At 43.2% G+C, this 23,884-nt stretch carries 22 protein-coding genes; 16 read left to right on the top strand and 6 right to left on the bottom strand.

Annotated elements, in window-relative coordinates; translation table 11 throughout:
- The first annotated feature begins 32 nt into the window (after positions 1–32).
- The 7 genes from ACGG81_RS12840 (at position 33) to ACGG81_RS12810 (ending at position 8,984) form a co-directional block, all read left to right on the top strand.
- A complete protein-coding gene (locus tag ACGG81_RS12840; protein ID WP_120090954.1) occupies positions 33–1,292 on the top strand; it encodes a S1C family serine protease in 1,260 nt (419 codons plus the stop codon).
- A 41-nt stretch (positions 1,293–1,333) separates the two neighbouring features.
- A complete protein-coding gene (locus tag ACGG81_RS12835; RefSeq protein WP_009263381.1) occupies positions 1,334–2,275 on the top strand; it encodes a 3'-5' exoribonuclease YhaM family protein in 942 nt (313 codons plus the stop codon).
- A 242-nt stretch (positions 2,276–2,517) separates the two neighbouring features.
- A complete protein-coding gene (rlmD, locus tag ACGG81_RS12830) occupies positions 2,518–3,918 on the top strand; it encodes a 23S rRNA (uracil(1939)-C(5))-methyltransferase RlmD (protein ID WP_117577979.1) in 1,401 nt (466 codons plus the stop codon).
- Positions 3,919–4,095: 177 nt separating this feature from the next.
- Complete coding sequence (locus ACGG81_RS12825) at positions 4,096–5,007, top strand: NAD(P)-dependent oxidoreductase (RefSeq protein WP_390108696.1); 912 nt, start codon at positions 4,096–4,098, stop codon at positions 5,005–5,007.
- Positions 5,008–5,055: 48 nt separating this feature from the next.
- Positions 5,056–5,490 (top strand): hypothetical protein, encoded by a 435-nt coding sequence (locus ACGG81_RS12820; RefSeq protein WP_009263378.1) that lies wholly within the window; start codon positions 5,056–5,058, stop codon positions 5,488–5,490.
- Positions 5,491–5,643: 153 nt separating this feature from the next.
- Positions 5,644–7,896, top strand: a complete 2,253-nt coding sequence (locus tag ACGG81_RS12815) for a ribonucleoside-diphosphate reductase subunit alpha (RefSeq protein WP_390108693.1) — start codon at positions 5,644–5,646, stop codon at positions 7,894–7,896.
- Between the two features lie 44 nt (positions 7,897–7,940).
- Complete coding sequence (locus tag ACGG81_RS12810) at positions 7,941–8,984, top strand: ribonucleotide-diphosphate reductase subunit beta (protein WP_008977084.1); 1,044 nt, start codon at positions 7,941–7,943, stop codon at positions 8,982–8,984.
- Between the two features lie 233 nt (positions 8,985–9,217).
- Here ACGG81_RS12810 and ACGG81_RS12805 read toward each other — a convergent pair whose 3' ends face one another.
- Positions 9,218–9,946 carry a helix-turn-helix transcriptional regulator gene (locus ACGG81_RS12805; RefSeq protein ID WP_016439524.1) on the bottom strand — a complete coding sequence of 243 codons (729 nt, stop codon included), beginning with the start codon at positions 9,944–9,946 and terminating at the stop codon, positions 9,218–9,220.
- Positions 9,947–10,109: 163 nt separating this feature from the next.
- Here ACGG81_RS12805 and ACGG81_RS12800 point away from each other — a divergent pair, with 163 nt between their 5' ends.
- Complete coding sequence (locus tag ACGG81_RS12800) at positions 10,110–10,616, top strand: sporulation initiation factor Spo0A C-terminal domain-containing protein (RefSeq protein ID WP_009263374.1); 507 nt, start codon at positions 10,110–10,112, stop codon at positions 10,614–10,616.
- Between the two features lie 90 nt (positions 10,617–10,706).
- Here ACGG81_RS12800 and ACGG81_RS12795 read toward each other — a convergent pair whose 3' ends face one another.
- Genes ACGG81_RS12795 through ACGG81_RS12780 form a run of 4 tightly spaced genes read right to left on the bottom strand, consistent with a single transcriptional unit; the run spans position 10,707 to position 15,268 of the window.
- The gene (locus tag ACGG81_RS12795; RefSeq protein ID WP_117577955.1) at positions 10,707–11,513 is read right to left on the bottom strand and encodes a Cof-type HAD-IIB family hydrolase; all 807 of its coding nucleotides are present in this window, start codon (positions 11,511–11,513) and stop codon (positions 10,707–10,709) included.
- A 21-nt stretch (positions 11,514–11,534) separates the two neighbouring features.
- Entirely contained in the window at positions 11,535–13,013 is a 1,479-nt protein-coding gene (gene murF / locus ACGG81_RS12790; protein ID WP_270602180.1) for a UDP-N-acetylmuramoyl-tripeptide--D-alanyl-D-alanine ligase, read from the bottom strand.
- Positions 13,014–13,025: 12 nt separating this feature from the next.
- Positions 13,026–14,483 carry a nicotinate phosphoribosyltransferase gene (locus tag ACGG81_RS12785; protein WP_009263371.1) on the bottom strand — a complete coding sequence of 486 codons (1,458 nt, stop codon included), beginning with the start codon at positions 14,481–14,483 and terminating at the stop codon, positions 13,026–13,028.
- A gap of 5 nt (positions 14,484–14,488) precedes the next feature.
- A complete protein-coding gene (locus tag ACGG81_RS12780) occupies positions 14,489–15,268 on the bottom strand; it encodes a lysophospholipid acyltransferase family protein (RefSeq protein ID WP_117577951.1) in 780 nt (259 codons plus the stop codon).
- 122 nt (positions 15,269–15,390) lie between these two features.
- Here ACGG81_RS12780 and ACGG81_RS12775 point away from each other — a divergent pair, with 122 nt between their 5' ends.
- The 8 genes from ACGG81_RS12775 (at position 15,391) to ACGG81_RS12740 (ending at position 22,564) form a co-directional block, all read left to right on the top strand.
- Positions 15,391–15,810, top strand: a complete 420-nt coding sequence (locus ACGG81_RS12775; protein WP_009263369.1) for a protease complex subunit PrcB family protein — start codon at positions 15,391–15,393, stop codon at positions 15,808–15,810.
- A gap of 11 nt (positions 15,811–15,821) precedes the next feature.
- On the top strand, positions 15,822–17,384 hold the full coding sequence (locus ACGG81_RS12770; RefSeq protein WP_009263368.1) for an SPOCS domain-containing protein: 1,563 nt from the start codon (positions 15,822–15,824) through the stop codon (positions 17,382–17,384).
- A 92-nt stretch (positions 17,385–17,476) separates the two neighbouring features.
- The gene (ispE, locus tag ACGG81_RS12765) at positions 17,477–18,352 is read left to right on the top strand and encodes a 4-(cytidine 5'-diphospho)-2-C-methyl-D-erythritol kinase (protein WP_390108687.1); all 876 of its coding nucleotides are present in this window, start codon (positions 17,477–17,479) and stop codon (positions 18,350–18,352) included.
- Between the two features lie 4 nt (positions 18,353–18,356).
- Entirely contained in the window at positions 18,357–19,034 is a 678-nt protein-coding gene (locus ACGG81_RS12760) for a GntR family transcriptional regulator (protein ID WP_008977074.1), read from the top strand.
- Between the two features lie 64 nt (positions 19,035–19,098).
- Positions 19,099–19,791: a stage II sporulation protein R gene (gene spoIIR / locus ACGG81_RS12755; RefSeq protein ID WP_270457500.1), complete on the top strand. Its 693-nt coding sequence runs from the start codon at positions 19,099–19,101 to the stop codon at positions 19,789–19,791.
- Between the two features lie 27 nt (positions 19,792–19,818).
- Positions 19,819–21,003, top strand: a complete 1,185-nt coding sequence (locus ACGG81_RS12750; protein WP_009263366.1) for a cation diffusion facilitator family transporter — start codon at positions 19,819–19,821, stop codon at positions 21,001–21,003.
- Between the two features lie 15 nt (positions 21,004–21,018).
- Positions 21,019–21,741 (top strand): acyl-[acyl-carrier-protein] thioesterase, encoded by a 723-nt coding sequence (locus tag ACGG81_RS12745; RefSeq protein ID WP_390108683.1) that lies wholly within the window; start codon positions 21,019–21,021, stop codon positions 21,739–21,741.
- Position 21,742: 1 nt separating this feature from the next.
- Positions 21,743–22,564 (top strand): S1 RNA-binding domain-containing protein, encoded by an 822-nt coding sequence (locus tag ACGG81_RS12740; RefSeq protein WP_009263364.1) that lies wholly within the window; start codon positions 21,743–21,745, stop codon positions 22,562–22,564.
- Between the two features lie 127 nt (positions 22,565–22,691).
- Here the strand turns inward: ACGG81_RS12740 and ACGG81_RS12735 are convergent, their stop codons facing one another.
- The gene (locus ACGG81_RS12735; protein ID WP_390108680.1) at positions 22,692–23,717 is read right to left on the bottom strand and encodes a LacI family DNA-binding transcriptional regulator; all 1,026 of its coding nucleotides are present in this window, start codon (positions 23,715–23,717) and stop codon (positions 22,692–22,694) included.
- Positions 23,718–23,884: the final 167 nt, after the last annotated feature.

The following is a 23,884-nucleotide window of genomic DNA, read 5'->3' as shown; positions in this document are numbered from 1 at the left end:
TACTGTAAAGAGGATGAAAAAGGAGATACGTCATGTCTATGGAGAACAAGGAAGGACCAGAAAAATTTTCTTTTTTGCAGGAGGTAATCAAGGAGAAGCCTCTGAATCGAAAAAAGCTCATGCATAAGGCAGCCGGGCTGGCGGCGGCAGGAATTCTATTCGGTGCGTTTGCCAGTATTAGTTTTTGTGTGTTCCAACCATGGGTTGATGAACAGCTGAATGCAGAAGAAGAGATTACCATTCCAAAGGACGAGGAACCTGAAGAACATCCACAGGAAGCAAAGGCAGAGGAAGAAGAAAGAGAGCCGGAGCTTACCCTTGAAAATTTTGAAGAGCTGGAACGTGCGATGTACCAGGTCGCTGCGGAGGCGAACAAAAGTATTGTCTCAGTGACTTCTGCCGGAGAAGATGATAACTGGACAGAGGAAGAGCGAAAAGAAGGAACCGGTGCATGTGGCGTGATCATGCCGTCCAACAGCAGAGAATATCTGATCCTGACGATGGGAAGTGCCATCAAGGATGCAGAGCAGATTCAGGTGACATTTGGAGATGGCGCATCCTGTGATGCTGCAGTCAGAAAGAAGGATGCGGTGTTGGGGATTGCCGTGCTTGCGGTTGATCGGAATCAGGTCAGTGACAGCACAAAGAATCAGATCCAGGAGGCTGTCCTTGGCAATTCTAACATGACTTACAAAGGAGATGTAGTGATTGCACTGGGAAGTCTGTTTGGTTACTCCAAAGGGATGGGATATGGCATTATCAGTTCCAATAAAAATACAGTCAGTGTAGCAGACCGAGTATACCGGCTGTTGGACACAGACATACCTGCCTCCAGACAAGGGAGCGGTGTGTTATTTAATATCGACGGTGAAGTCATCGGATTTACATTTGCTGCCGAACAGGTGACGGATGAAAGCAGTACACTGCGTGTCCTTGCAGTTTCGGATGTGAAAGAAGAACTGGAAAAGCTGCTAAATGGCAACAGTGTTCCATATATCGGTATTGTCGGGACGAATGTGACGGATGAAATTGCAGAGGCACAGAAACTTCCGAAAGGAATCTATATCAAAGAGATTGAGGCAGATTCTCCGGGAATGACTGCAGGAGTTCAGTGTGGAGATATTATCACTGCAATGGACGGCGATCCGGTGGTGACCGTGAAAGCACTGCATAACAAACTGCTGACATTTCAGCCGGGAGATGAAGTGAAGTTGTCGGCAAAAAGACTTGGATCCGAAGGATATGTGGAGATCAGTTATACCGTTGTCATCGGAGGAGCCGAGAAGAAATAGAAGAATTAAAATGAGAATATTATAATAGAAAGAGGACAGAAATGAGATATATTAATACATTACATGAGGGAGAGACCATCCGCTGTATTTATTTGTGCAAAGGAAAGCGCTCTGCAGAAACGAGAAATGGAAAGGCATATGACAATCTGATTTTACAGGATAAAACGGGAACTTTAGACGGAAAAGTGTGGGATCCAAATTCTAATGGAATTGCAGACTATGATGAGATGGATTTTATCGAAGTATTCGGAGATGTCATTTGCTATAATGGAAATCTTCAGCTGAATATCAAGCAGATCCGCAAGGCATTTGAAGATGAGTATGTGGCGGCAGACTACATGCCGACAAGTGAGAAGAGTGTCGAGGGAATGTATCAGGAGTTGATGAAATATGTTGCACAGATTGATAATGAATATTTGAGAAGAGCAGTGGAGTATTATTTCAAAGACGATGCGGCATTTATTAAGCGGTTTCAGGCACACTCTGCGGCAAAGAGTGTACATCACGGATTTGCAGGAGGTCTTTTGGAGCACACGCTCAGTATTGTCAAAATGTGTGAATACTATGTAGGGGCGTATCCAATCTTGAATAAAGATCTTCTGTATGCGGCGGCGATGTACCATGATATCGGGAAGACAAAAGAACTTTCCGCATTTCCGGAAAATGATTATACGGATGATGGACAGCTGCTCGGACATATCATTATCGGAGTCGAGATGGCAAACGATGCGATTCGATCTATTCCGGGATTTCCGGAAAAGCTGGCAAGTGAGTTGAAGCACTGCATTATTGCACATCACGGAGAGTTAGAATACGGTTCTCCGAAAAAGCCTGCGCTGGCAGAAGCACTGGCACTTAATTTCGCGGACAGCACAGATGCCAAGTTACAGACTTTGACAGAGATTTTCAAAGAAAAAGATACGACAGACTGGCTTGGATATAACAGACTGTTCGAGAGTAATTTAAGAAAGACAAGTATTTAGAAATAAAAACAGAGAGATGAAAAAGGGTGCTGCAAAACAGAGAATTTCAACAAGATATAGATTGCATCGAATCAGAGATGAATTATACCATGTCTAAGAAATTGATTTTGCGGCACCCGCTTTCTTTGTTACATAGGAAATTCTTATGTAAAAAACACGCTTCACGCGCGAGCAGTGATGAAAATGCCAAAAAGGCAAAGAGAAGTTGGAAACGGATACAATTTTATAGTAGGAGGAAGATCATGAAGAAAAATGATACAGCGGTCGTGAAGATCGAAGATATCGGGATCAATGGAGAGGGAATCGGAAAGGCAGACGGATATACACTGTTTATCAAGGATACCGTGATGGGAGATCTTGTGGAAGTGAAAGTGATGAAGGCGAAAAAGAACTATGGATATGCGAAGCTGCTTCGTGTCATTGAACCTTCAAAAAATCGTGTGGAAGCAAAATGTCCGGTCGCAAAACAGTGTGGAGGATGTCAGATCCAGGAGATGGATTATCAGGAACAGTTACAGTTCAAGCAGAAAAAAGTCATTGGAAATCTGGAACGGATCGGAGGATTTGCGCCGGAAGTATTAGAAAAGATCACGCAGCCGGTGTGTGGGATGGACGAGCCGTTTCATTACCGGAATAAAGCGCAGTTCCCGATTGGGACGGACAAGGACGGCAAGGCAGTCGCCGGATTTTATGCGGGAAGGACACATCAGATCATCCCGAATACAGATTGTGCGCTGGGGGTTTCTCAGAATCAGCAGATTTTAGAGGAGATTCTTTCGATCATGAATGAGAACCATATCCCGGCGTATAACGAGCAGGATTGCAGCGGACTAGTGCGCCACATTTTAATCCGTTATGGATTTACGACGAAAGAGATTATGGTTTGCTTTGTGATCAATGGGGATAACCTGCCATGTGCGGACAAATTTGTGGATAAGTTATCTCAAATCGAGGGCATGAGGAGTATAACTTTCAGCAAGAACAAAGAAAATACAAATGTCATTATGGGAAAAGAGATAGAAGTACTTTGGGGAGATGGTTACATTACCGATTATATTGGAAATGTAAAATATCAGATTTCTCCGCTGTCGTTCTATCAGGTGAATCCGGTACAGACCGAAAAGCTTTATAAATATGCATTAGAATATGCAGGGCTGACCGGAGAGGAAACCGTGTGGGATCTGTACTGCGGAATCGGAACGATTTCTCTTTTCCTGGCACAAAAGGCAAAGCAGGTGTACGGTGTTGAGATTGTACCGCAGGCGATTGAAGATGCCAAACAAAATGCAGAATTAAATGATATGAAAAATGCAGAATTTTTTGTCGGGAAAGCAGAAGAAATACTTCCGGCATATTATGAAAATTATGCGAAAGAACATCCGGGGCAGCAGGCACATGCCGATGTGATTGTTGTCGATCCGCCGAGAAAAGGGTGCGAGGAAGCGCTGCTTGAAACAATGGTAAAAATGCAGCCAGACAGAATTGTCTATGTCAGCTGCGATTCTGCTACATTGGCAAGAGATTTAAAATATCTATGCGGGGAAGGGTATGCGTTGGAAAAAGTACAGGTAGTTGACCAGTTCCCGAATACCGTTCACACAGAATGCGTGACATTATTGCAGAGGAGTAGAGGGAAGAAATAATTGAGAAGAGATTAAAATAATAAGGAATATAAGAGCTATGGGATGCAGTGAGGTGAAGCATAGCTCTTATTTTTATGTTTTGAAAATAGATTTCTTTTTTGTCTCCAATAGGACAAAGTCACATCCAGTGCTATAATAAAATAATAGCTGAAACATATGGAAGGGAAGGAAGAACTTATGAAAAAAATAAAAAAACTTGTGGCAATCCAGCCGGTTTCTATTCTGCAAGAGAGTAAAGAAAAATTGAAGGAATTTTGTGAGGAAATCATTTTCTTTGATTCGCAGCCAGAGAGTGCAGAGGAGATTGTAGAAAGAATCGGAGATGCAGATGCGGTATTTGTCAGTTATACACATGCAATCGGGGAGGAAATCTTAGCAAAGTGCCCAAATCTTGTATACATTGGGATGTGCTGCAGTCTGTATTCAGAGGAAAGTTCTAATGTGGATATTGCTTATGCAAGAGAACATGGAATCACAGTGACAGGAATCCGGGATTACGGTGATGAAGGCGTAGCAGAGTATGTGCTGATGAACTTGATCGGACGGCTTCATGGGACAGATGGGCATCCACCTCTTTTAGGAGAAAGTTCGGAGATTTCCGGTGCGAGGATCGGATTACTTGGGCTTGGGGCAAGCGCGCAGGCAGTCGCAAGAGCATTAGGCGCAATGGGAGCACAGATCAGTTATTACAGCCGGACGAGAAAACCGGAACTGGAAGAGCAGGAGGGGTACCGTTACTGTGAACTTTCAGAGTTATTAAAAGAAAGTGATGTCGTTTGTAGTTGCCTGAGTAAAAATGTGACGTTGTTATACGAGGAAGAGTTTGAGGCACTCGGAGAAAATACGATTTTATTTAACACGGCGCTGAGTCCTTGTTTTGAGCAGCATGCGATTGAGAAATGGCTGGAGCGGAACAATACCTGGTATTTTTGTGACACCCTGATGGGACTTGGAGAAGAATCGCTTCTTGCGCGGGAAAATGTCAGATGTCAGAAGTGTTCATCTGGGATGACAAGGCAGGCCGTAATTCGGCTGAATAAGAAAGTACTTGAAAATCTGGAGAGATACTGTAGTGAGAATATTTTTTAGTTGATCGGGTATACTTTCACCAAAAGAAAGAGAAAGGTGGAAACAAAAATGGTAGAACCGGATACAATTAAATTATTAAGAGAATGTGATGCAGGGATTAAAATGGGAATTTCTTCGATTGAGGAAGTGTTGGAATATGTACACGAGAAGAAATTGTACCAATGCCTGTCTGACTGTATGGAAAAACATGAGAAGCTGGAAAAAGAAATCCAGGAAATATTGAAGGAATATCAGGATGAGGGAAAAGAGCCTGGAATGATGGCGAAGGGAATGTCGTGGGTGAAGACTAATGTCAGGCTTGTATGGAATGAGTCTGATGCAACAATCGCAGATCTGATCACAGATGGCTGTAATATGGGAGTGAAGTCTCTTGGGAGATATTTGAATGAGTATCCTGAAGCGGAATGGAAAGTGAAGGAGATTGCCAGAAAACTGATTCGCCTGGAGGAAAAACTTGCAGAGGATCTCCGAATTTATTTGTAATCTGAAAATTATTTTAAGGATATTCGTAAGAAGCTATCAATTATTTTTTTCGCAGAATAAGTGAGAACAAGCAGGAAAAAATCTTGCGAAGCACTATATATTGTGGTAATATCAAGAAAGCAATACAATAAATAGTGTGAGGCGATATAAGAAATGAATATAAATCAAGAAGGAAAAAACTACGATTTTCCGGAAACAGAAGGACTTCAGGAAGTATTTTCAGACATCAGCAGGGAATTTCTGGATCCGGTATATAGCTTGGAAAAGCTGGAAGAAAAATACCATACATTCTATAAAACAGGATTCTCAGGAGAGGAACAAATGAAGATGCTCCTCAAAGCGGCAGTGGAATTGACGACGCAGGAGGCACCGAAATGGGAGATGATCGCAGCGCGGATTCGCCTGGTAACATTTCGAAATGAGTTGAAAGAACAGATGAAACAGCGGAACGTGAATTCTTTTTATGAGAAAATATGTTATCTGACAAAAGAGAATCTGTACGGTGCTTATATTTTAGAAACTTATACGGAGGAAGAAATCACAGCATTTGAGAAATTGATGCGGGAGGAACGGGATCATCTTTTTAATTATTCGGGGCTGGAACTGCTTCTGAATCGTTATGTGATCCGAGATCAGAAGGGCGTTTTGTTAGAAAGTCCGCAGGAGATGTTTCTCGGGATTGCGATGCATCTGGCGATGAAGGAACCGTGTGATCGGTCTGGATGGGTGGAGAAGTTTTATAATATGTTAAGCAAGCTGCAGGTGACGGTGGCGACACCGACACTTGCCAATGCGAGAAAGCCGCACCACCAGCTTTCCTCCTGCTTTATCGATACAGTGCCGGACAGTCTGGATGGAATTTATAAGAGCATTGATAATTTTGCGAAAGTCAGCAAACTTGGCGGCGGAATGGGAATGTACTTTGGAAAAGTGCGTGCAAGCGGAAGCCCGATCCGTGGATTTGAGGGAGCAGCAGGAGGTGTGATCCGCTGGATCCGTCTGGTCAATGACACGGCAGTTGCAGTCGATCAGCTTGGGGTTCGTCAGGGAGCAGCAGCGGTCTATCTTGATGTGTGGCATCGGGATCTTCCAGAATTTCTCAACTTGCGGACAAATAACGGAGATGACCGAATGAAGGCGCATGATATTTTCCCGGGAGTGTGTTATCCGGATTATTTCTGGGAACAGGCGAGAGACAATCTTGAGGGAGAATGGTATTTGATGTGTCCGCATGAGATCTTGAAGAAAAAAGGATATGCACTGGAAGATTCTTTTGGAGAAGAATGGAAGAAAAAATATCTCGATTGTGTGGCTGATCCGGAGATCCAAAAGAGAGTCATTCCGATCAAGGATGTGATTCGGATGATCATTAAAAGCGTTGTGGAGACAGGGACGCCATTCGCATTTAACAGAGATCATGTCAACCGGGCAAATCCAAACAGCCATAAGGGAATCATTTATTGCAGCAATCTCTGTACAGAGATTGCCCAGAATATGAGTGAGATGGAAGTGACAGAGGAGAAGATTACAGAGATTGACGGGGAGCAGGTTGTTGTGACAGTCACAAAGCCGGGAGAATTTGTTGTATGTAATCTTGCAAGTCTCTCTCTTGGAAGGATCGATGTCAATAACAGGGAAGAGTTGTCAGAGATCACGAAGACGGCAGTGCGCGCGCTGGACAATGTCATCGATCTGAACTTTTTTCCGGTACCATACGCGAAGATTAACAATGAGAAATATCGCCCAATCGGGCTTGGGGTAAGTGGTTACCATCATATGCTGGCGAAAAATGAGATTCCATGGGAGAGCGAAGAACATCTGGCATTCGCAGAGCGTGTATTTGCAGAGATCCATTATGCAGCGGTGGAAGCAAGTGCAGAACTTGCCAGGGAGAAAGGGTGCTACACCTATTTTGAAGGAAGTAAATGGCAGACCGGAGAATATTTTGCAGAGAGACATCTGACCGAAGACCGCTGGAAAAAGCTGGCAAAAAAGGTCAGGGAAAATGGAATGCGAAATGGGTATCTGATGGCGATCGCGCCGACGGGAAGTACAAGTATGATTGCCGGAACGACAGCGGGGATTGACCCGGTCATGAGCAGGTATTTTCTTGAGGAAAAGAAAAGCGGAATTCTTCCGCGTGTGGCGCCGGAGCTTACAATGGATACGTTCTGGTATTACAAGAACGCACACCATATCGATCAGACTTGGTCTGTCCGTGCCTGTGGAGTAAGGCAACGCTACATTGACCAGGCGCAAAGTATGAATCTTTATATTACAAATGAGTATACATTCCGAAAAGTATTGCATCTATATTTGCTTGCGTGGGAAGAGGGAGTCAAAACGATCTACTATATCCGTTCTAAGAGTCTGGAAGTGGAAGAGTGTGAAGTGTGCTCTGCGTAGAAGAGTGTGCCTGGGAGAAAAGAGAAAAGGAGAGAACGAATCAAATGGCAGAGTTAAAGAAAAAACCGCTGTTTAATCCGGCAGGGGATACGGAAGTACGCTTGCGCCGGATTGTCGGGGGGAATACGACAAACTTAAATGATTTCAACAATATGAAATATAGCTGGGTGAGTGACTGGTACCGGCAGGCAATGAATAATTTCTGGATTCCGGAGGAGATTAATCTTGGTGCGGATGTCAGGGATTATCGCACGCTTCCGGCACCGGAACGGCGAGCATACGATAAGATTTTATCATTTCTTGTATTTCTGGACAGTATTCAGACTGCGAATCTGCCGAACATCAGCGAATATATTACAGCAAATGAAGTAAATCTGTGCCTGTCGATTCAGGCATTTCAGGAGGCAGTACACAGTCAAAGTTATAGTTATATGCTGGATACGATCTGTGAGCCGCAGGAGAGAAATGAAGTGCTGTATCAGTGGAAAGATGATCCGCATCTGCTGAGTCGGAATGAATTTATCGGAAATCTGTACAATGAATTTCAGAGAGAGAAAAGTCTGGAAGCATTCGTGCGGACGATGATTGCAAACTATATTTTGGAGGGAATTTATTTTTACAGTGGGTTCATGTTTTTCTATAATCTTGGGCGAAATCAGAAGATGACAGGTTCCGTGCAGGAAATTCGTTACATCAATCGGGATGAGAACACACATTTATGGTTATTTACCAATATTTTAAGAGAACTCAGAAAAGAACTTCCAGAATTATTCAGCGAGGAGAAGGAAAAAGAATATCGTCAGATGATCCGAGAAGGCTGTGAGCAGGAGATTGCATGGGGGCATTATGTGATCGGCGATGCAGTGAGTGGACTGAGCTGTGACATGATCACAGATTATGTGAAATATCTGGGCAATCTGCGCTGCAAAAATCTTGGGCTTGCGCCAATTTATGAAGGGCATGAAAAAGAGCCGGAGAGTATGGGATGGGTCAGTCAGTTTTCCAACGCAAATATGATCAAAACAGATTTCTTTGAGGCAAAAAGCACCGCTTACGCAAAGAGCAGTGCGTTGGTCGATGACTTGTAAAATAGTGTAGAGAAAAAGAAAAAAATAAGAACTGCGTTGGGGACGCAGTTCTTGGAGAAAAGTTATGAAAAAGATGTTATTAGTAATAGTATTATGAATGTTGCTTCAGTAATATTTATTACAATAATAACTATACTGGAAAAATGTGTTGATTGTGTGTGCAAAAAATAAAAGGATTGTGAATAAAATAAGAAGAAAAAATGAAGGACTGTTCACAAAGAGAACTATTCGACCTACTCAGACACAACACCGAGAACTTTTCCCAGACATTTGAAATCACTCATCGGATGGATATGGATTGGCGTTGCATTGACATGGAATGGAATCAGTTTAATCGTATTTCCCATATGATATAATTTCAGAATGTACATCTTATGCTGAAAGGAGAATACTCCGATTTCATTGTGATGAACCGGACAGTTTTTCACGGCAAGAATATCGTTGGAGTGAAAAATAGGCTCTAGAATATCCGTATCCGGAATTCTGATGCAGTAATCAGTCTCGCTTGTGATATGGTTAGGCAGGATACTGACTTCCTTTGAGAAACAGTCATCAAGATGGAATGTCCAGGCATTGTGAAGGGTTGGAAACAGGCATGGGAAGGAGACACGTTTCTTCCGGAGAAGACCTTCCAGCATACGGGCATATTCCTCGTCAATGATCAGTTTGGCTACATGTTTTCCATGGTCATTGAGCTGACGGTATTTTTCGATGAGATCTTGTTCGTTTTTTGTAATATTAAAGTCTGTCTGGAGATTGGCAGGCAGATAATCCTGGTATAGATAATTGGCATCACATTCTAATGATTGAAAAAGGCTGATTAATATTTCAAATTTCGGAGTACTGATTCCATTTTCATAGTTGGCCAGGGCTTGTGGAGTAATGTAAGTGATCTCGCTTAATTTTTTTCGACTTAAATTCAGCATAACGCGTCGTTCTTTCAGTCTATCTCCTAAACTCATTGTAAAATCTCCCTAAAATGATATAATATTTTGTTAAACAAACCCATAATATTACAAGATTCTTTTAAAGTTAACAAAAAGATTGACTATTTTAGACAAATACGATAGGGTAAAGGGCAGGTGCTTTCTAAGGATTTACCAGTTTGTCGAAAGGAGTAGAGTGATGAGAGAACGGGTACAGGAAATTTTAATGGAGATTGGGATACCAGCGAATTTGAAAGGATTCAAGTATATTTTGGACATCATGGAACTATTTGAAGAAGACGAAGCATGGAGAAATGCGAAGATGATGATTGTATACGAGAAGGTAGCGCGTATGAATAAGACAAATTATTGCAGGGTAGAAAAGTCTATTCGTTATGCTTTTTCCAACGCGGTTACTTATGGAGACTTGGCGCTGGTAGAGAAATATCTGTCAGTAGTCAATGTGACAAATGGAAATTTACTTCACACACTTTATGCTAGGGTATCAGAAGAACAAAGAGAAGAAAAGAAAGCAAATCTGCCGGAAAAAGACCGGGAAAAACAAAATACATATGAGAAAGAAGTCAATACATTTTTTATCAAGATTATGTGCGAACTGATGGATTTTCGGAATAAATGTATTGGAGAAGAAGATCATTTGTATGAGTCGATGAAAGAGACGTTTGGAAAAGTTGCCGGCTTCTAAAAAATACGAGGAGAAAATTTGTTTGAAAGAAGGACAAATGAAAAAGCTGCTCCCGAAAGGGAACAGCCGGCAAAATGAAGTGGAAAGCTTCTATCTGAGAAATTGATCAATGACGAACAGAACACCGTCTTCGTCATTGGACTTTGTAATATAATCTGCTTTTTCACGGACAAGCGGCTGGGCATTTGCCATGGCAACACCGAGTCCGGCGCTTTCCAGCATGGTAATATCATTATAACCATCGCCGCAGCAGATCATTTGGTCTGCGGTCAGGCCGATTGCAGATAATAATTTCTGGAGGGTATATGCCTTATCAATATTTTGTGGCATGATTTCCAGAAAGAAAGGCTCTGAGCGGTAAATATTGAGTAGCTTGCGGAAATGGGAGTTCAATTTGATTTCCAGTTCGGCAGTGAGCGACTCTTCACCTGAGATCAACAGTTTGTTTGTAGGAAAATTTATATATGCAGGGAAATTTTCTACACGGCAGATCGGAAGACTGTTGATTCGGGCTTCCAATTCTGTATAGGAATTCGGGCAGATTCCGGAGATGATCGCATCATCGGAATATGCAAGAATATCCACATCATAATCTTTTGCCAGTTCATAGGCAGGGCGTATCACTTCAGAAGGAATCGTCTTATTGTATAAGACTTCTCCGGTACTGCAGTTGATGATTTTTGCGCCATTAAAAGAAAGAACATATCCCCCATATTTTTCTAATTCCAATTCGTGGGCAAGCGGCAAGATGCCGGGGGTCGGCCGGCCGGATGCAAGCACGACGATCTTTCCTTTTTGCTGAATGTCAAGCAGCGCTTCTTTTGTTGGTTCTGTAATCTTTTTTTCAGAGTTGGTGAGTGTACCGTCAAGATCAAGAACTAATACTTCATAATTCATGTCAATTCTCCTGAGTGTTTTTTAAAATGTTAAGTGACAGAGGGCGTGGACGATCTCTTCAAAAGCCATTCCATGGGAAGCTTTTACAAGAATTGTATCGTGCTCCTTTATAATAGAAGAAACAGCATTTAAAAAGTCGTTTTTTGTCTCAAAATAGCAAATTTTTGTATCGTTTTGTGCAGAAAATTCGGATGCACCATCTGCCATTGCTTTGGATAATGTCCCAATGCAGCAGAGGAGATCCAGTTTCTTTTCGGCTGCATAGGTACCAACTTCTCTGTGAAGGAGAAGTTCCTTCGTTCCAAGTTCAAACATATCTCCGAGAATTGCAACCTTTCTTGTAAGTGCGGTGGAGAGGACATCCAGGGAGGCCTTCATGGAAACTGGATTTGCATTGTAGCAGTCATCAAGGATTGTCAGATGTTCTGTCTCAATCATGTGGTTTCTTCCGGCAACTGGCTGTAATGCTTCGATTCCGGTCTTGATCTCATCGAGTGTCAGTCCAAGTTCAATGCCGACTGCGGTTCCGGCAAGGGCATTGTATACCATGTGTGCACCTGGGATGGAAATGATCACTGTAAAATCACCTGCTGGAGTGTGAATCTTACAGGAAGTTCCTTTGAGTCCGAGACTTTGAATTTCATCGGCATAGAAAGCATTGTGCGGATCTTTTCCAAAGAAGATAGGAGTCGTATCCCCGGATTTGCCGACAGCGGATGCGGCAGAAGTCTCATCGTGAGTCGAATCAGAATAAGGAACGACAGTTGTACCGTCTTGTTTGGAGAAAGAAGCGGCATGCACTGTTGCAATTTCAGACAGTTTGTCATCATCTCCGTTTAGGATGATTGAAGCGCCCGGACGTCTGTGGGCGAACATCTCTGTCTTTGCTTTCCGCACACCGTCGCGGTCTCCTAAATTTTCCAGATGACATTGTCCGATATTGGTCAACACACAGATGTCTGGCTGTGCAATTTTGGCTAGGCGGTTCATTTCCTGAAAGTCGCTGATGCCCATCTCAAGAACAGCAACCTCATGTTCTTTTTGAATCTGGAAAACGGTCAGTGGGAGACCGATTTCATTGTTGAAGTTGCCGGCAGTTTTTAAAACGGAATATTTCTGTTCCAAAATGGAAGCGATCATTTCTTTCGTACTTGTCTTTCCCACACTTCCACTGATCCCGACTACTTTAATTCCGAGTGCCCTGCGATAATGTTCGGCAATATCTTTGAGCGCCTGGGCGCAGGAACTCACAAGGATATATGGGGAACTGTCAGAAAGCGGGTGCTCGGAGAGTGTGCAGAGTGCCCCTTGTTCCATCACCTGTGGAATAAAAGAATGTCCATCTACTCTGGCTCCTTTGATCGGGACAAATAAAAAATCCTTTCCGGCTTTCCGGCTGTCGATGGCGACACCGGATACTTCTCTTGTAAGCAGTGACGGTTCCCCGTAATAGGTTCCGCCACAGGCTGTTGTAATTTCCTGTAATGACATATGTTCCATAATCAGTTTCTCCTATTCTTGAATACTCATCTGATCTAACAGTTCTTTTTTGACATCATACAATTTCTTTGAGAGGTCAATATACACTTTATGCGGATTGAACAGACGTGTCACTTCATCCCAGAGTGTTTCTTTCTCTTTGCGGCAGTAATCAGCGATTTCCATGACGGTCGGTGATTGGTAGACACAGTTCCCGTTTAAGAAGACTGGTTTTAACAGTTCGCGCATCGTGTAAGTACCACCTTTTAGTTTTGTCTTCTTCCAGGTTTCTACTGGATCAAAGAGTAGGAGATCCTTACTTTCGTCGAAGACTTCATCGACAAAACAGATTAGGTCAGCAAGAAGCTTTCCGGTTTCTTTGTCATAGATTCGGTGAACGGTTTTATTTCCTGGGTTCGTAATCTTTTCCGTATTTTCTGAGAGTTTGATCTTCGGAATAAATTCACCGTCGGCATTCTGAATGGCAGCGAGTTTGTAGACACCGCCGAATGCCGGACAGTCTTTGGATGTGATCATACTTGTACCAACCCCCCAGGAAGTGATTGCGGCACCTTGATTCTTCAAGTCGAGAATGAGGTATTCATCAAGGTCATTGGAGGCCGAGATGAATGCATCCGAGAAGCCAGCGGCATCTAGCATCTTTCTTGCTTTTTTTGATAAATAAGCAAGGTCACCGCTGTCCAGACGAATCCCATAATTTTTCAGTTCGATTCCTTCTTCGCGCATTTCCCGGAAGACACGGATCGCATTTGGAACACCGGATTTTAAGGTGTCGTAAGTATCTACAAGCAGGCAGCATGCGGAAGGGTATAGCTTGGCATAAGTTTTAAAAGCAGTGTACTCATCCGGGAAACTCATGATCCAGCTGTGTGCATGGGTTCCTTTTACCGGTACATCAAACATTCGTCCGGCAAGCACGTTGGAAGTACCGATACATCCGCCGATCATGGCGGCTCTTGCGCCGTAGAGTCCGGCATCCGGTCCTTGTGCCCGGCGAAGTCCAAATTCCATCACACCGTCTCCGTCAGCGGCATAGACGACGCGGGAAGCTTTTGTGGCGATCAGTGACTGGTGATTGATAATGTTTAACAGTGCAGTCTCCACAAGCTGCGCTTCCATCACCGGAGCAATCACCTTCAGGAGTGGTTCTCTAGGGAAGATCACAGTTCCTTCCGGGATCGCATAGATACTTCCGCTGAAATGAAATCCGCTTAAATACTGAAGAAAAGTTTCATCAAATAGATTCAGGCTGCGAAGATAGTCGACATCTTCGTAAGAAAAATTCAAATTTTTGATATATTCAATTACCTGTTCCAGTCCTGCTGCGATGGAATACCCGCCGCCGGATGGATTACTGCGGAAAAAGATGTCAAAGACGACAGGAGTATTTTCCTCTTTGCTGTGAAAATATCCCTGCATCATCGTCAGTTCATAAAAATCGGTCAATAATGTTAAATTTTGTGTTGTCATGGTTCTTAGCCCCTTTCGTGCACGCTTTCGAGCAGTGCAGCGTTTTTATTGATAGTTTCCTGAATGATATTCTGGCAGTAGGCACCAAGGTGCTTGCGTTCTTCCCGATCAAGTGTGTGTGGATAGATTGGCTTGCCATATTCAATAATCACATGCGTCTTCCGGATTTTTGGAAATCCCTTTGTACCTTTCTTTGGCAGATGGTTTTCGAAAATTTCGGCAGTATTGTTCATCGAGATCGGAACGATTGCACATCCGGTCTTGTCGGCGATCTTGAGTGCGCCGTCTTTAAACGGGAGCATACTTAATTCCTCGCCGGTATTTCTTGTCCCTTCCGGGAAAATACAGATGGAAATTCCCTGCTTGATATAATCGATCCCGGTCAGAATTGTCTTGAGTCCTTCTTTTAAATTATCTCGGTCGAGGAACAGGCAGTAGAGATTACGCATCCAGTTGTTCAAAAGAGGGAAGCGTTCCATCTCCTTTTTAGCCACATAGCCGGTTAGACGCTTGCAGCGGGAGTAAGTAAGCAGAATGTCAAAATAACTTCTGTGGTTCCCGACAAATAAGACCGGTTCATCTGGTACTTGTTCCTCGCCGATCACGGTCGTTTCTACTCCGGTGATCCATAAAATACAACGAAATCCCCACTGGACAATGCGAAGACAGCTGTAATCTTTTGCCTTCCGGTTGAACTTCCCGATGATGGCTTCTACAAGCAATACTGGGATGGAAAGAATTAAAAAGGATATTAAAAATATCACTAAAAATGTAAAACGCAGCATAGTTAAAGTCTCCTTCATTATTTTGATTTATTGAAAATATTATACTAGAGAGGGAATGAAAAGACAAGAAAGATAATAAGATGTAGAGAGAATCATGCAGGAGCGGAAGTGATTGTTTCCAGGTGAAAAAGTATATTGGCAGGAAAATAGTTCTTCTTCTTGTTGCCTGTCTGATGTTGACGGTGGGCGGCTGTGTGGAGAAGACAGAGCGGACCGGGAAACTTCGGGACATAGAATTTACGGTGACAGAGAAGCAGGACATTCCGGAAGAATTAGAGGAAATGATTGCAGAGCGAAAGGAAGAAGGATTTCAACTTTCTTATGCAGATCAGGGAGAACTGTACCTTGCAGTGGGGTATGGAACAAGACCGACAAGCGGTTACAGTATAAAAGTGAAAGCATTGTACGAGACAGAAAATGCAGTCTATATACAGACGGAGCTTTTAGGGCCGTCCAAGGAAGAGAAAATCACGGAAAAACAGACATATCCGTATGTTGTTGTGAAAATGGAATGGATTGATAAAAATATTATATTTGAGTAGGAGGATGTTTTATGGAGTTAAGAAAGAAAAATGTACATTGCAGTCAGATTGGAAAGCGGATGATCCATCAGTTTTTTGTAGATGACGATTACAATGTACCCGATGCAAAAAATGATGTACTCCGTGTTGTACAGGGGGAGGGGCATGTCAAGGTCGAAGGGATAGAACGGATGGAAAATTATCTCAGAGTATCCGGAAAACTATATTTTCAGGTGTTGTATGTGACCGATGAGGTGGAACCAAAACTGTCAGCAGTGGAAGGAAGACTTCCGTTTGAAGAGATGGTCTACATCGAAGAAGGGGAAGCACAGGTTACATACAGTGTAGGGGATTACCGAGTGGAGTTTGTGCCGACGCTGATCCATTCCCGGAAAATGAATTTGAAAGCGATGGTAGAGCTTCAGATTTGCCGGGAAGTGCTCCGGGAAGAGGAGACAACAACCGGAATTGAAGAGGAGGAGGAAATTTTCCAGAAAAAGCGGACTGCGAAAGTGCTGGAACTGCACACCGGGAAGAAAGATACTTACCGGATCAAGGAAGAGATTACATTGCCGGGCACAAAGGAGAATATTGGGACGATTCTTTGGACAGATATTGTAAACCGGAAGCTGGATTCGAAGCTGATTGACGATCAGCTTGTCGTCAAAGGAGAACTGCTTGTTTTTTGCTTATATCTGTCGGAGGAACAGAAAGAAGACTGGATAGAACAGACTGTTCCCTATGAGGGAACGGTGGAATGTTCTGGGGCAGAGGCACAGATGTATCATCATCTCTATGCAAATCTGGAGGATACTCTTGTGGACATCCGCATGGATGAAGATGGAGAAATGAGGGTACTGGGCGTTGAGGCAACACTGGATCTGAAGATCACGATCTATCAGGAAGAAGAATTGGAGATTCTTGAGGATGCATATTCTCTGAAAGAAAAATGTAATCTGGAAAAGAAGGAAGCAGCTTATGAGACATTGTTGCTTCAGAATCATTCAAAATGCAAGGTGACAGAGCAACTTGCGCTTCCGGAGTTAAAAGAAGAAATCCTTCAAATCTGTCATAGTAATGGAGACATTCAGGTAGAGCACACAGAAGTGACGGAAAACGGAATTCAAATGGAAGGAATCCTCCATGTCTCCTTTTTATATGTGAAAGCAAATGATGAGGTGCCATTTGCAACGTGGCAGGGCATGGTGCCGTTTTCCTATCTGTTAGAGGCAGAAGGAATGAATGAGAAGACACAGTATGATATTTCAAATAATATTGAACAGCTTTCTATTTCCATGGCGGGAAGTGGAGAGATTGAGGTGAAGGCAGTTCTGGCATTTTGCAGTTTTATCAGACAGCCGGTGCAGACAGAGGTCATTGACAACATTACGATGGAGCCATATCAGACAGAGGAGCTGGAGCGCCGTCCGGGAATCGTCGGTTATATCGTAAAAGAAGGAGAGGAACTGTGGACACTGGCAAAGCGGTACTGTACCACAATTGACGGGATCTGTGCAGTCAATGGGCTGACGGAAGATCAGGTGAAACCGGGGGATAAGATATTGATTTTTAAAGAAAACATGAGTATACTATAAGAATAATGTATACAAGATACACGATTTCTTCTATCGGATGTAGAGGTTCTGATAGAAGAAATCCGTGTGTTGTGGTCGAAAGGGGTAGGAAGATGAGATACTTAAAGTTAAAATCTCTGGCGAAAATTAACCTGGGACTAGATGTACTCGGAAGAAGAGAGAATGGTTATCACGATGTCAGGATGGTTATGCAGACCATCTATCTGTATGATGATGTGACACTGAGACGAACGGAGGAACCGGGCATACGGATTCAGACGAATTTGTTCTATCTTCCGGTCAATGAAAATAATATTGCGTACAAGGCGGCAAAGCTTCTGATCGATGAATTTGATATTCAGGACGGAGTGTCGATCACACTTGATAAGCATATACCGGTAGCGGCAGGTCTGGCAGGTGGAAGTTCCAATGCGGCGGCAGTTCTGTTTGGAATGAACAAGATGTTTGCCTTAGGACTCTCTGAGCAGGAATTGATGGACAGAGGGGTCAAGCTTGGAGCAGATGTACCGTACTGTCTGATGAGAGGGACAGTGCTGGCAGAGGGAATCGGGGAAGAATTGACAAGACTGCCGCAGATGCCGAACTGTTATGTGCTGATTGCGAAACCGCCGATCAGTGTATCCACGAAGATGGTGTATGAAAAATTAGATTCGGGGGAGATTACAGATCATCCGGATATTGATGGGATCCTGCAGGGACTTTCGGAGCAGAGCCTGGAAAAAGTGGCAGCTTCGATGGGCAATGTGCTGGAGAGAGTGACGATCGGGGAATATCCGGTGATCGAAGAGATTAAAAATGTGATGAAAGCGTACGGGGCTTTGAACGCGATGATGAGCGGAAGTGGGCCGACGGTATTTGGTCTGTTCCGAGACCGCAGAATGGCGCGCGAGGCACAGAAAGCAATCAGAGACAGAGAACTGGCAAAGCAGGTGTATATTACGAATATACACAATGCAAGGAGGAAATAAGAGCATGGAACCAAAATTTCAAGTAAGCATGGACGAGTATTTACCATTGAGAGATGTTGTATTCAATACACTGCGGCAGGCAATTCTGCGCGGAGAATTAAAGCCGGGAGAGCGCCTGATGGAGATACAGCTTGCCAATAAGCTGGGAGTCAGCCGCACTCCGATTCGGGAGGCGATCCGCAAGCTGGAGCTGGAGGGACTTGTGCTCATGATCCCAAGAAAAGGGGCGGAAGTGGCCGAAATCACAGAGAAAAGCTTAAAAGATGTGTTGGAAGTCAGACGTGCGTTAGAAGAGCTCGCCGTAGAGATTGCCTGTGAGAAGATGACTGCACAGCAGATTGAGGAGTTGAAAGCAGCCGCGAAGGAGTTTGAAGTGACATTAAAGAGCAAAGACGTGACAAAATATGCGGAAGCCGATGTGAAATTTCATGATGTGATCTATATGGCGACCGACAACCAGCGTCTGATCCAACTGTTGAATAATCTCCGGGAGCAGATGTACCGTTTCCGCGTGGAATATTTGAAAAAGGACGAATCCCATGTGAAATTGTTAGAAGAGCATGATCAGATTATAGAAAATATTGAAAAGCGCAACAAGGAAGAAGCTGCAAAGATTGTATGTCGCCATATTGAGAATCAGGTAGAATCTGTGCTGCATACGATCCGCTCGAAAAAAGAATAGGAATAATGAATAAAAACTGCTCATCGGTACATACTCCTTATATCAAAAAGGGAGGTACATAGTGATGAGTGGGAGAGAACAAGCAGCAGAAACAGAAAAGACAGTTGTGTCGGGGATCACAAAGAAAGCGAAGTACAGGATTTTCATACTTGCAGTATTGATCGCAGGGGTATTGACCGGGGTGGTGACAACCAGGATGCATGCGGCAGCAAAGGAGAAGTTGTCCAATCTTCAGGAGCATATGGCGGGAGAGGTTTTGCGGTTCCATGTGTTGGCAAATAGTGACAGCGAAAAAGATCAAGCATTGAAGATGAAGGTCAAGGAAGCGGTTCTTGCCTATATGGAATATAAAATGCCGCAGCATACCGATCTTGCACAGACAAGAGAGTGGGTTGGGGAGCATCTCGGAGAGCTGGGGGATATTGCTCAGGCAGTAATCTGTGGAGAGTCCTATGACTATCCGGTTCATCTGGAATTGACTACAAGTTATTTTCCGGAGAAAACTTATGGGGACGTCACATTTCCGGCAGGGGAATATGAAGCGCTTCGTATTGAGATTGGAGAGGCGAAAGGGCATAACTGGTGGTGTGTCCTATATCCAAATCTCTGTTTTATTGATGCAGTTCATGCAGTCGTCCCGGAAGATGGAAAGAAAGAGCTTCAGGAAGTGTTGACAGAGGAAGAATATGATCTGGTAACTTCTGATGCAAAAGTAAAAGTGAGATGGTTCTTTTTCCCGGAGAAAGATGACAAATAGAAAACAGCAAAAGAAGAGAGGGATTTTATGACCGATTGGTTAGTAAAACGATTTGTAAAAGACTATGAGGAGACAGGAAACAACGTAGTCCGGACAAGGTATGGGATGCTGGCGAGTGTCGTCGGCATCTTTTGTAATGTGTTATTATTCTTGATAAAAATAAGTATCGGGTTTGTTCTGCGAAGTATTTCGGTTATGGCAGATGCATTTAACAACCTGTCAGATGCGGGATCTTCCATCATAAGCTTTGTAGGAGTTCGGATCGCAAGTAAGCCCGCAGATAAAGATCACCCGTTTGGGCATGGAAGAATCGAGTATATTTCTGCACTGGTAGTATCTTTCCTTGTCATTGAGGTCGGGTTTACCTTTTTGAAAGATGCGATTCAGAAAATCATGCATCCGCAGGAGATGCACTTTCAGTTGATTTCTGTTATAATATTATTGCTTTCTGTCGGAATCAAGCTGTGGCTTGGAATGTTCAATAAGAAATTAGGAAAACGAATCCATTCCCAGGTGATGCTGGCGACAGCGGCCGACTCGATCGGAGATGTGATCACAACTTCAGCGACGATTCTTTCGCTGATTGTTTTTGGAGTGACGGGAATTAATATCGATGGATTTGTAGGACTGGGAGTGTCACTTGTCGTGATGTGGGCAGGAATCAGCATTGCAAAAGACACACTGGAGCCATTGATCGGAGAAGCGGTTTCCCCGGAAGTCTATGTACAGATCACAAAATTTGTAGAGCAGTATGATGGGATTGTAGGGAGCCATGATTTGATCGTACATAATTACGGACCTGGGAAAAGTATGGCATCCATCCATGCAGAGGTTCCTAACGACACAGACATTGAGACGTCACACGAGGTGATCGACCGGATTGAGCGGGATGCGCTCAAGCAGCTTGGCATTTTTCTTGTCATTCATATGGATCCCGTTGAGACGAAAGATGAGACAGTACTTGCAGCGAGAAAGATGGCAGAAGAAGTGCTTCAGTCGCTGGATGCAGATGCAAGTATCCATGATTTCCGAATGGTAGACGGCAAAGACCAGATCAATCTGATCTTTGACATGGTAGTGCCACATGAATATGATCAGGCAAAGCAGAGGGAGCTGCATGACTTATTTGTCAGATGTATCCGGGAGAGAGATTCCAGATACCAGTGTGTGATCACCGTGGAGACAAGTTTTATCAATGAGAAAGAAAAGTAAAAGAGGCGCAGAGAAATGAAATATCAGTGGAAACAACGGATCAGATACAGCGAAGTCGATGGGGAAAGGAAACTGACCATTCCCAATCTTGTCAATTATTTTCAAGACTGCAGTACCTTCCAATCAGAAGAACTTGGGGTCGGATGTGAATATATGGAGGAGCATCAGAAAGCATGGGTATTGTCTTTCTGGCAGATTGTGATCGAGCGTCGGCCAAAACTTGGTGAGGAAGTTACGGTAGAGACGTTCGCGACCGGATTTGACGGATTGTATGGGACGAGAAATTTTGTGATGACCGATGCAAAAGGGAGTAAAATCGCCTATGCCTATTCCATATGGGTATTCATGGATCTGAAAAAAGGGCGTCCGGTAAGACCACAGCCTCAGGAAATCGCAGGATATGGAACAGAGGAACCGCTTCCGATGGAATATGCAGGAAGAAAGATCCCTCTGCCAAAAGAACGAAAGCAGGGCGAGCCATTTCCAGTGAGAAGACATCAGATCGATACGAATCACCATGTGAACAATAGCCAGTATGTGCAGATGGCATTGGATGTCTGGGAAGAGATAGGAACGCCGTCTAAGATCAGGGAACTGAGGGTTGAATACAAAAAATCAGCAGTGTACGGAGATATGATTTATCCGTCTATGATAGAGGAACAAGACAACACAACGATCGTGCTTGGAGATGAAAAGGAAAGACCATATGCGATCGTGCAAGTAAGAGGAGAAAATTAGGATGCAGTTAGGGAAAAAACAAGTATTGACAGTAGTAAAAATCGTGGATTTTGGAGTGTATTTGGGAAGTGATGAAGAAAGAGTGCTCCTTCCGAAAAAGCAGGTTCCGGAGGACATTGAAGTGGGAGATCCGATTGAGGTCTTTCTGTATAAGGATTCCAGCGACCGTCTGATCGCCACGACCAATGAGCCGGAATTGAAAGTCGGAGAATTGGCAGTGCTCGAAGTTGCAGATGTAGGAAAATTCGGGGCATTTCTGTCGTGGGGACTGGAAAAGGATCTGTTCCTTCCATTTAAAGAACAGACAGCAAAAGTGGAAAAAGGAGATAAATGTCTTGTGACACTTTATATTGACAAAAGTCAGAGACTTTGTGCAACAATGAAAGTATACGGTCTTCTTCGCACAGATTCTCCGTATAAGAAAGATGATATGGTACATGGGATTGTCTATGACACCAGTGATCGTTTTGGAGTCTTTGTTGCCGTAGATAATAAATATTCTGCGCTGATCCCAAGAAAAGAAGTTTTTAAAAATTTCCGTGTCGGAACAGAGGTGACTGGAAGAGTTACTGCGGTCAAAGAAGACGGAAAGCTGGATTTAAGCATCCGCGAGAAAATTCCGGCGCAGATGGATAAAGATGCAGAGTATGTGCTTGGCATTATGAAAAAATGCGATGGAAAGCTGCCGTTTAATGATAAAGCAGACGCAGAAAAGATTAAAAAAGAACTGGGCATGAGCAAAAATGCATTCAAAAGAGCAGTGGGAAGACTGCTTAAGGAGAGAAAGATTGAGATCAAAGAAGATTCCATTGTGATGAAATAGGCAGAAGAAATGATTTGATATAGGTAAAATACTCTGAAATAAAAGGAACTGTTGTACTAAGAAAATAGTATTACAGTTCCTTTTTGAGTGTTTTCTTTTCTGTGCAAAGGGGATTTTTTGACCGCATTTAATCCGTAGTATTCCGGCGGATCAAAACAGGAGTAATCTGCTTGTGAATCGGTTCGCTTAAAGGAACGGGCTGCCGTTTCTTCATCTCGTTCATTTGGAGCATCAGAAGTTCCATAGCTGTTTTGGAAATTTGATCGATCTGTTGTCCGATAGTGGAAATAGGGATGATTGCCTCGTTCGCAATAGGGGAATTGTCAAATCCCATGATCTGATATTCTTCTGGTAATGTTCCATATTTTTGAAAAACTAGGTTTAGAAAAATATTTGCATAGGTATCATTGGCGAGAAAAACACCTTTTTTCTTTCCTGGATAAGCATTGTCAATTTTGACAAAGACTTTTTTGATTGCTTCGTAAGTTGTCTCATAAGTGGAACCAAGATCTTGCAGCATCAGTTCATAAGGAACATGGTGTTCGATGCAGGTATCTTCAAAACCACGGATACGATTGTAAGCGGGAACCTGCTTAGGAACCGGAACATTGACGTGAATGAGGATTTCACACTGATTCCGAATCAGGAGAGTGGCTGCCTGTACGGCTCCCATATAATTGTCAGTGTTGACGCTGCAGATATGTTCTGCTTCCCGCTCGATAGCAACGATCGGAATATGATAGGAGGCCAGTTTTTCTGAAGGAAACGTGTGGCTTAAGACAATCAATCCCTCAATCTTATATGCCATCAGCTCATCTAAATATTGTTGTTCCAGTTCTTTCTGGTCGCTGCTTACAAATACAAGAAATTTGTAACGGTAGTCTGTGTAGCTGGATAAAAGCTGATTCAACATCTCAGAATAATAGTGTAGATAAAGGTTCGGGATAATGATGCCGACAAATTCACTCTTTCCATTTGCGAGAACTTTTGCGAGTTTGTTTTCCTGATAATCAAGCTCGTCCAGTGCTTTTGCAATTTTTTCCTGATTTTCCAGAGTCAGGGAATCCGGATCATTAAAATATCTGGAGATAGTTGTCTTGGAGAATCCGGTATATTTTGCAATGTCAGCAAAGGTGACTTTCTTTTTTCTCATAATAAAACGCCTCTTTCTATAAATTAACATTAGTATAGCAAGAACAACTGTAAAAAGCAATTTAAAAATAACTGGTAAAGTGACCGGTTATTTAGAGTGGGAGAAAAGAGAGTGATTTTTTGGAAAAAATGTTGACAGAGGAGTAATTTTATTGTAGTATGAAATCA

Origin of the sequence: Faecalimonas umbilicata, from assembly GCF_042846195.1 — a bacterium.
Taxonomy (GTDB): Bacteria; Bacillota; Clostridia; order Lachnospirales; family Lachnospiraceae; genus Faecalimonas; species Faecalimonas umbilicata.
The sequence above is the reverse complement of the archived record's forward strand: the minus strand, read 5'-3'. Positions and strand labels throughout refer to the sequence as shown.

Bases quoted from the DNA above. Each gene is read 5' to 3' on its own strand.
- ACGG81_RS12840 (WP_120090954.1), top strand. From the start codon at position 33: ATGTCTATGGAGAACAAGGAAGGACCAGAAAAATTTTCTTTTTTGCAG.
- ACGG81_RS12835 (WP_009263381.1), top strand. From the start codon at position 1,334: ATGAGATATATTAATACATTACATGAGGGAGAGACCATCCGCTGTATT.
- rlmD (WP_117577979.1), top strand. From the start codon at position 2,518: ATGAAGAAAAATGATACAGCGGTCGTGAAGATCGAAGATATCGGGATC.
- ACGG81_RS12825 (WP_390108696.1), top strand. From the start codon at position 4,096: ATGAAAAAAATAAAAAAACTTGTGGCAATCCAGCCGGTTTCTATTCTG.
- ACGG81_RS12820 (WP_009263378.1), top strand. From the start codon at position 5,056: ATGGTAGAACCGGATACAATTAAATTATTAAGAGAATGTGATGCAGGG.
- ACGG81_RS12815 (WP_390108693.1), top strand. From the start codon at position 5,644: ATGAATATAAATCAAGAAGGAAAAAACTACGATTTTCCGGAAACAGAA.
- ACGG81_RS12810 (WP_008977084.1), top strand. From the start codon at position 7,941: ATGGCAGAGTTAAAGAAAAAACCGCTGTTTAATCCGGCAGGGGATACG.
- ACGG81_RS12805 (WP_016439524.1), bottom strand. From the start codon at position 9,946: ATGAGTTTAGGAGATAGACTGAAAGAACGACGCGTTATGCTGAATTTA.
- ACGG81_RS12800 (WP_009263374.1), top strand. From the start codon at position 10,110: ATGAGAGAACGGGTACAGGAAATTTTAATGGAGATTGGGATACCAGCG.
- ACGG81_RS12795 (WP_117577955.1), bottom strand. From the start codon at position 11,513: ATGAATTATGAAGTATTAGTTCTTGATCTTGACGGTACACTCACCAAC.
- murF (WP_270602180.1), bottom strand. From the start codon at position 13,013: ATGGAACATATGTCATTACAGGAAATTACAACAGCCTGTGGCGGAACC.
- ACGG81_RS12785 (WP_009263371.1), bottom strand. From the start codon at position 14,483: ATGACAACACAAAATTTAACATTATTGACCGATTTTTATGAACTGACG.
- ACGG81_RS12780 (WP_117577951.1), bottom strand. From the start codon at position 15,268: ATGCTGCGTTTTACATTTTTAGTGATATTTTTAATATCCTTTTTAATT.
- ACGG81_RS12770 (WP_009263368.1), top strand. From the start codon at position 15,822: ATGGAGTTAAGAAAGAAAAATGTACATTGCAGTCAGATTGGAAAGCGG.
- ispE (WP_390108687.1), top strand. From the start codon at position 17,477: ATGAGATACTTAAAGTTAAAATCTCTGGCGAAAATTAACCTGGGACTA.
- ACGG81_RS12760 (WP_008977074.1), top strand. From the start codon at position 18,357: ATGGAACCAAAATTTCAAGTAAGCATGGACGAGTATTTACCATTGAGA.
- spoIIR (WP_270457500.1), top strand. From the start codon at position 19,099: ATGAGTGGGAGAGAACAAGCAGCAGAAACAGAAAAGACAGTTGTGTCG.
- ACGG81_RS12750 (WP_009263366.1), top strand. From the start codon at position 19,819: ATGACCGATTGGTTAGTAAAACGATTTGTAAAAGACTATGAGGAGACA.
- ACGG81_RS12745 (WP_390108683.1), top strand. From the start codon at position 21,019: ATGAAATATCAGTGGAAACAACGGATCAGATACAGCGAAGTCGATGGG.
- ACGG81_RS12740 (WP_009263364.1), top strand. From the start codon at position 21,743: ATGCAGTTAGGGAAAAAACAAGTATTGACAGTAGTAAAAATCGTGGAT.
- ACGG81_RS12735 (WP_390108680.1), bottom strand. From the start codon at position 23,717: ATGAGAAAAAAGAAAGTCACCTTTGCTGACATTGCAAAATATACCGGA.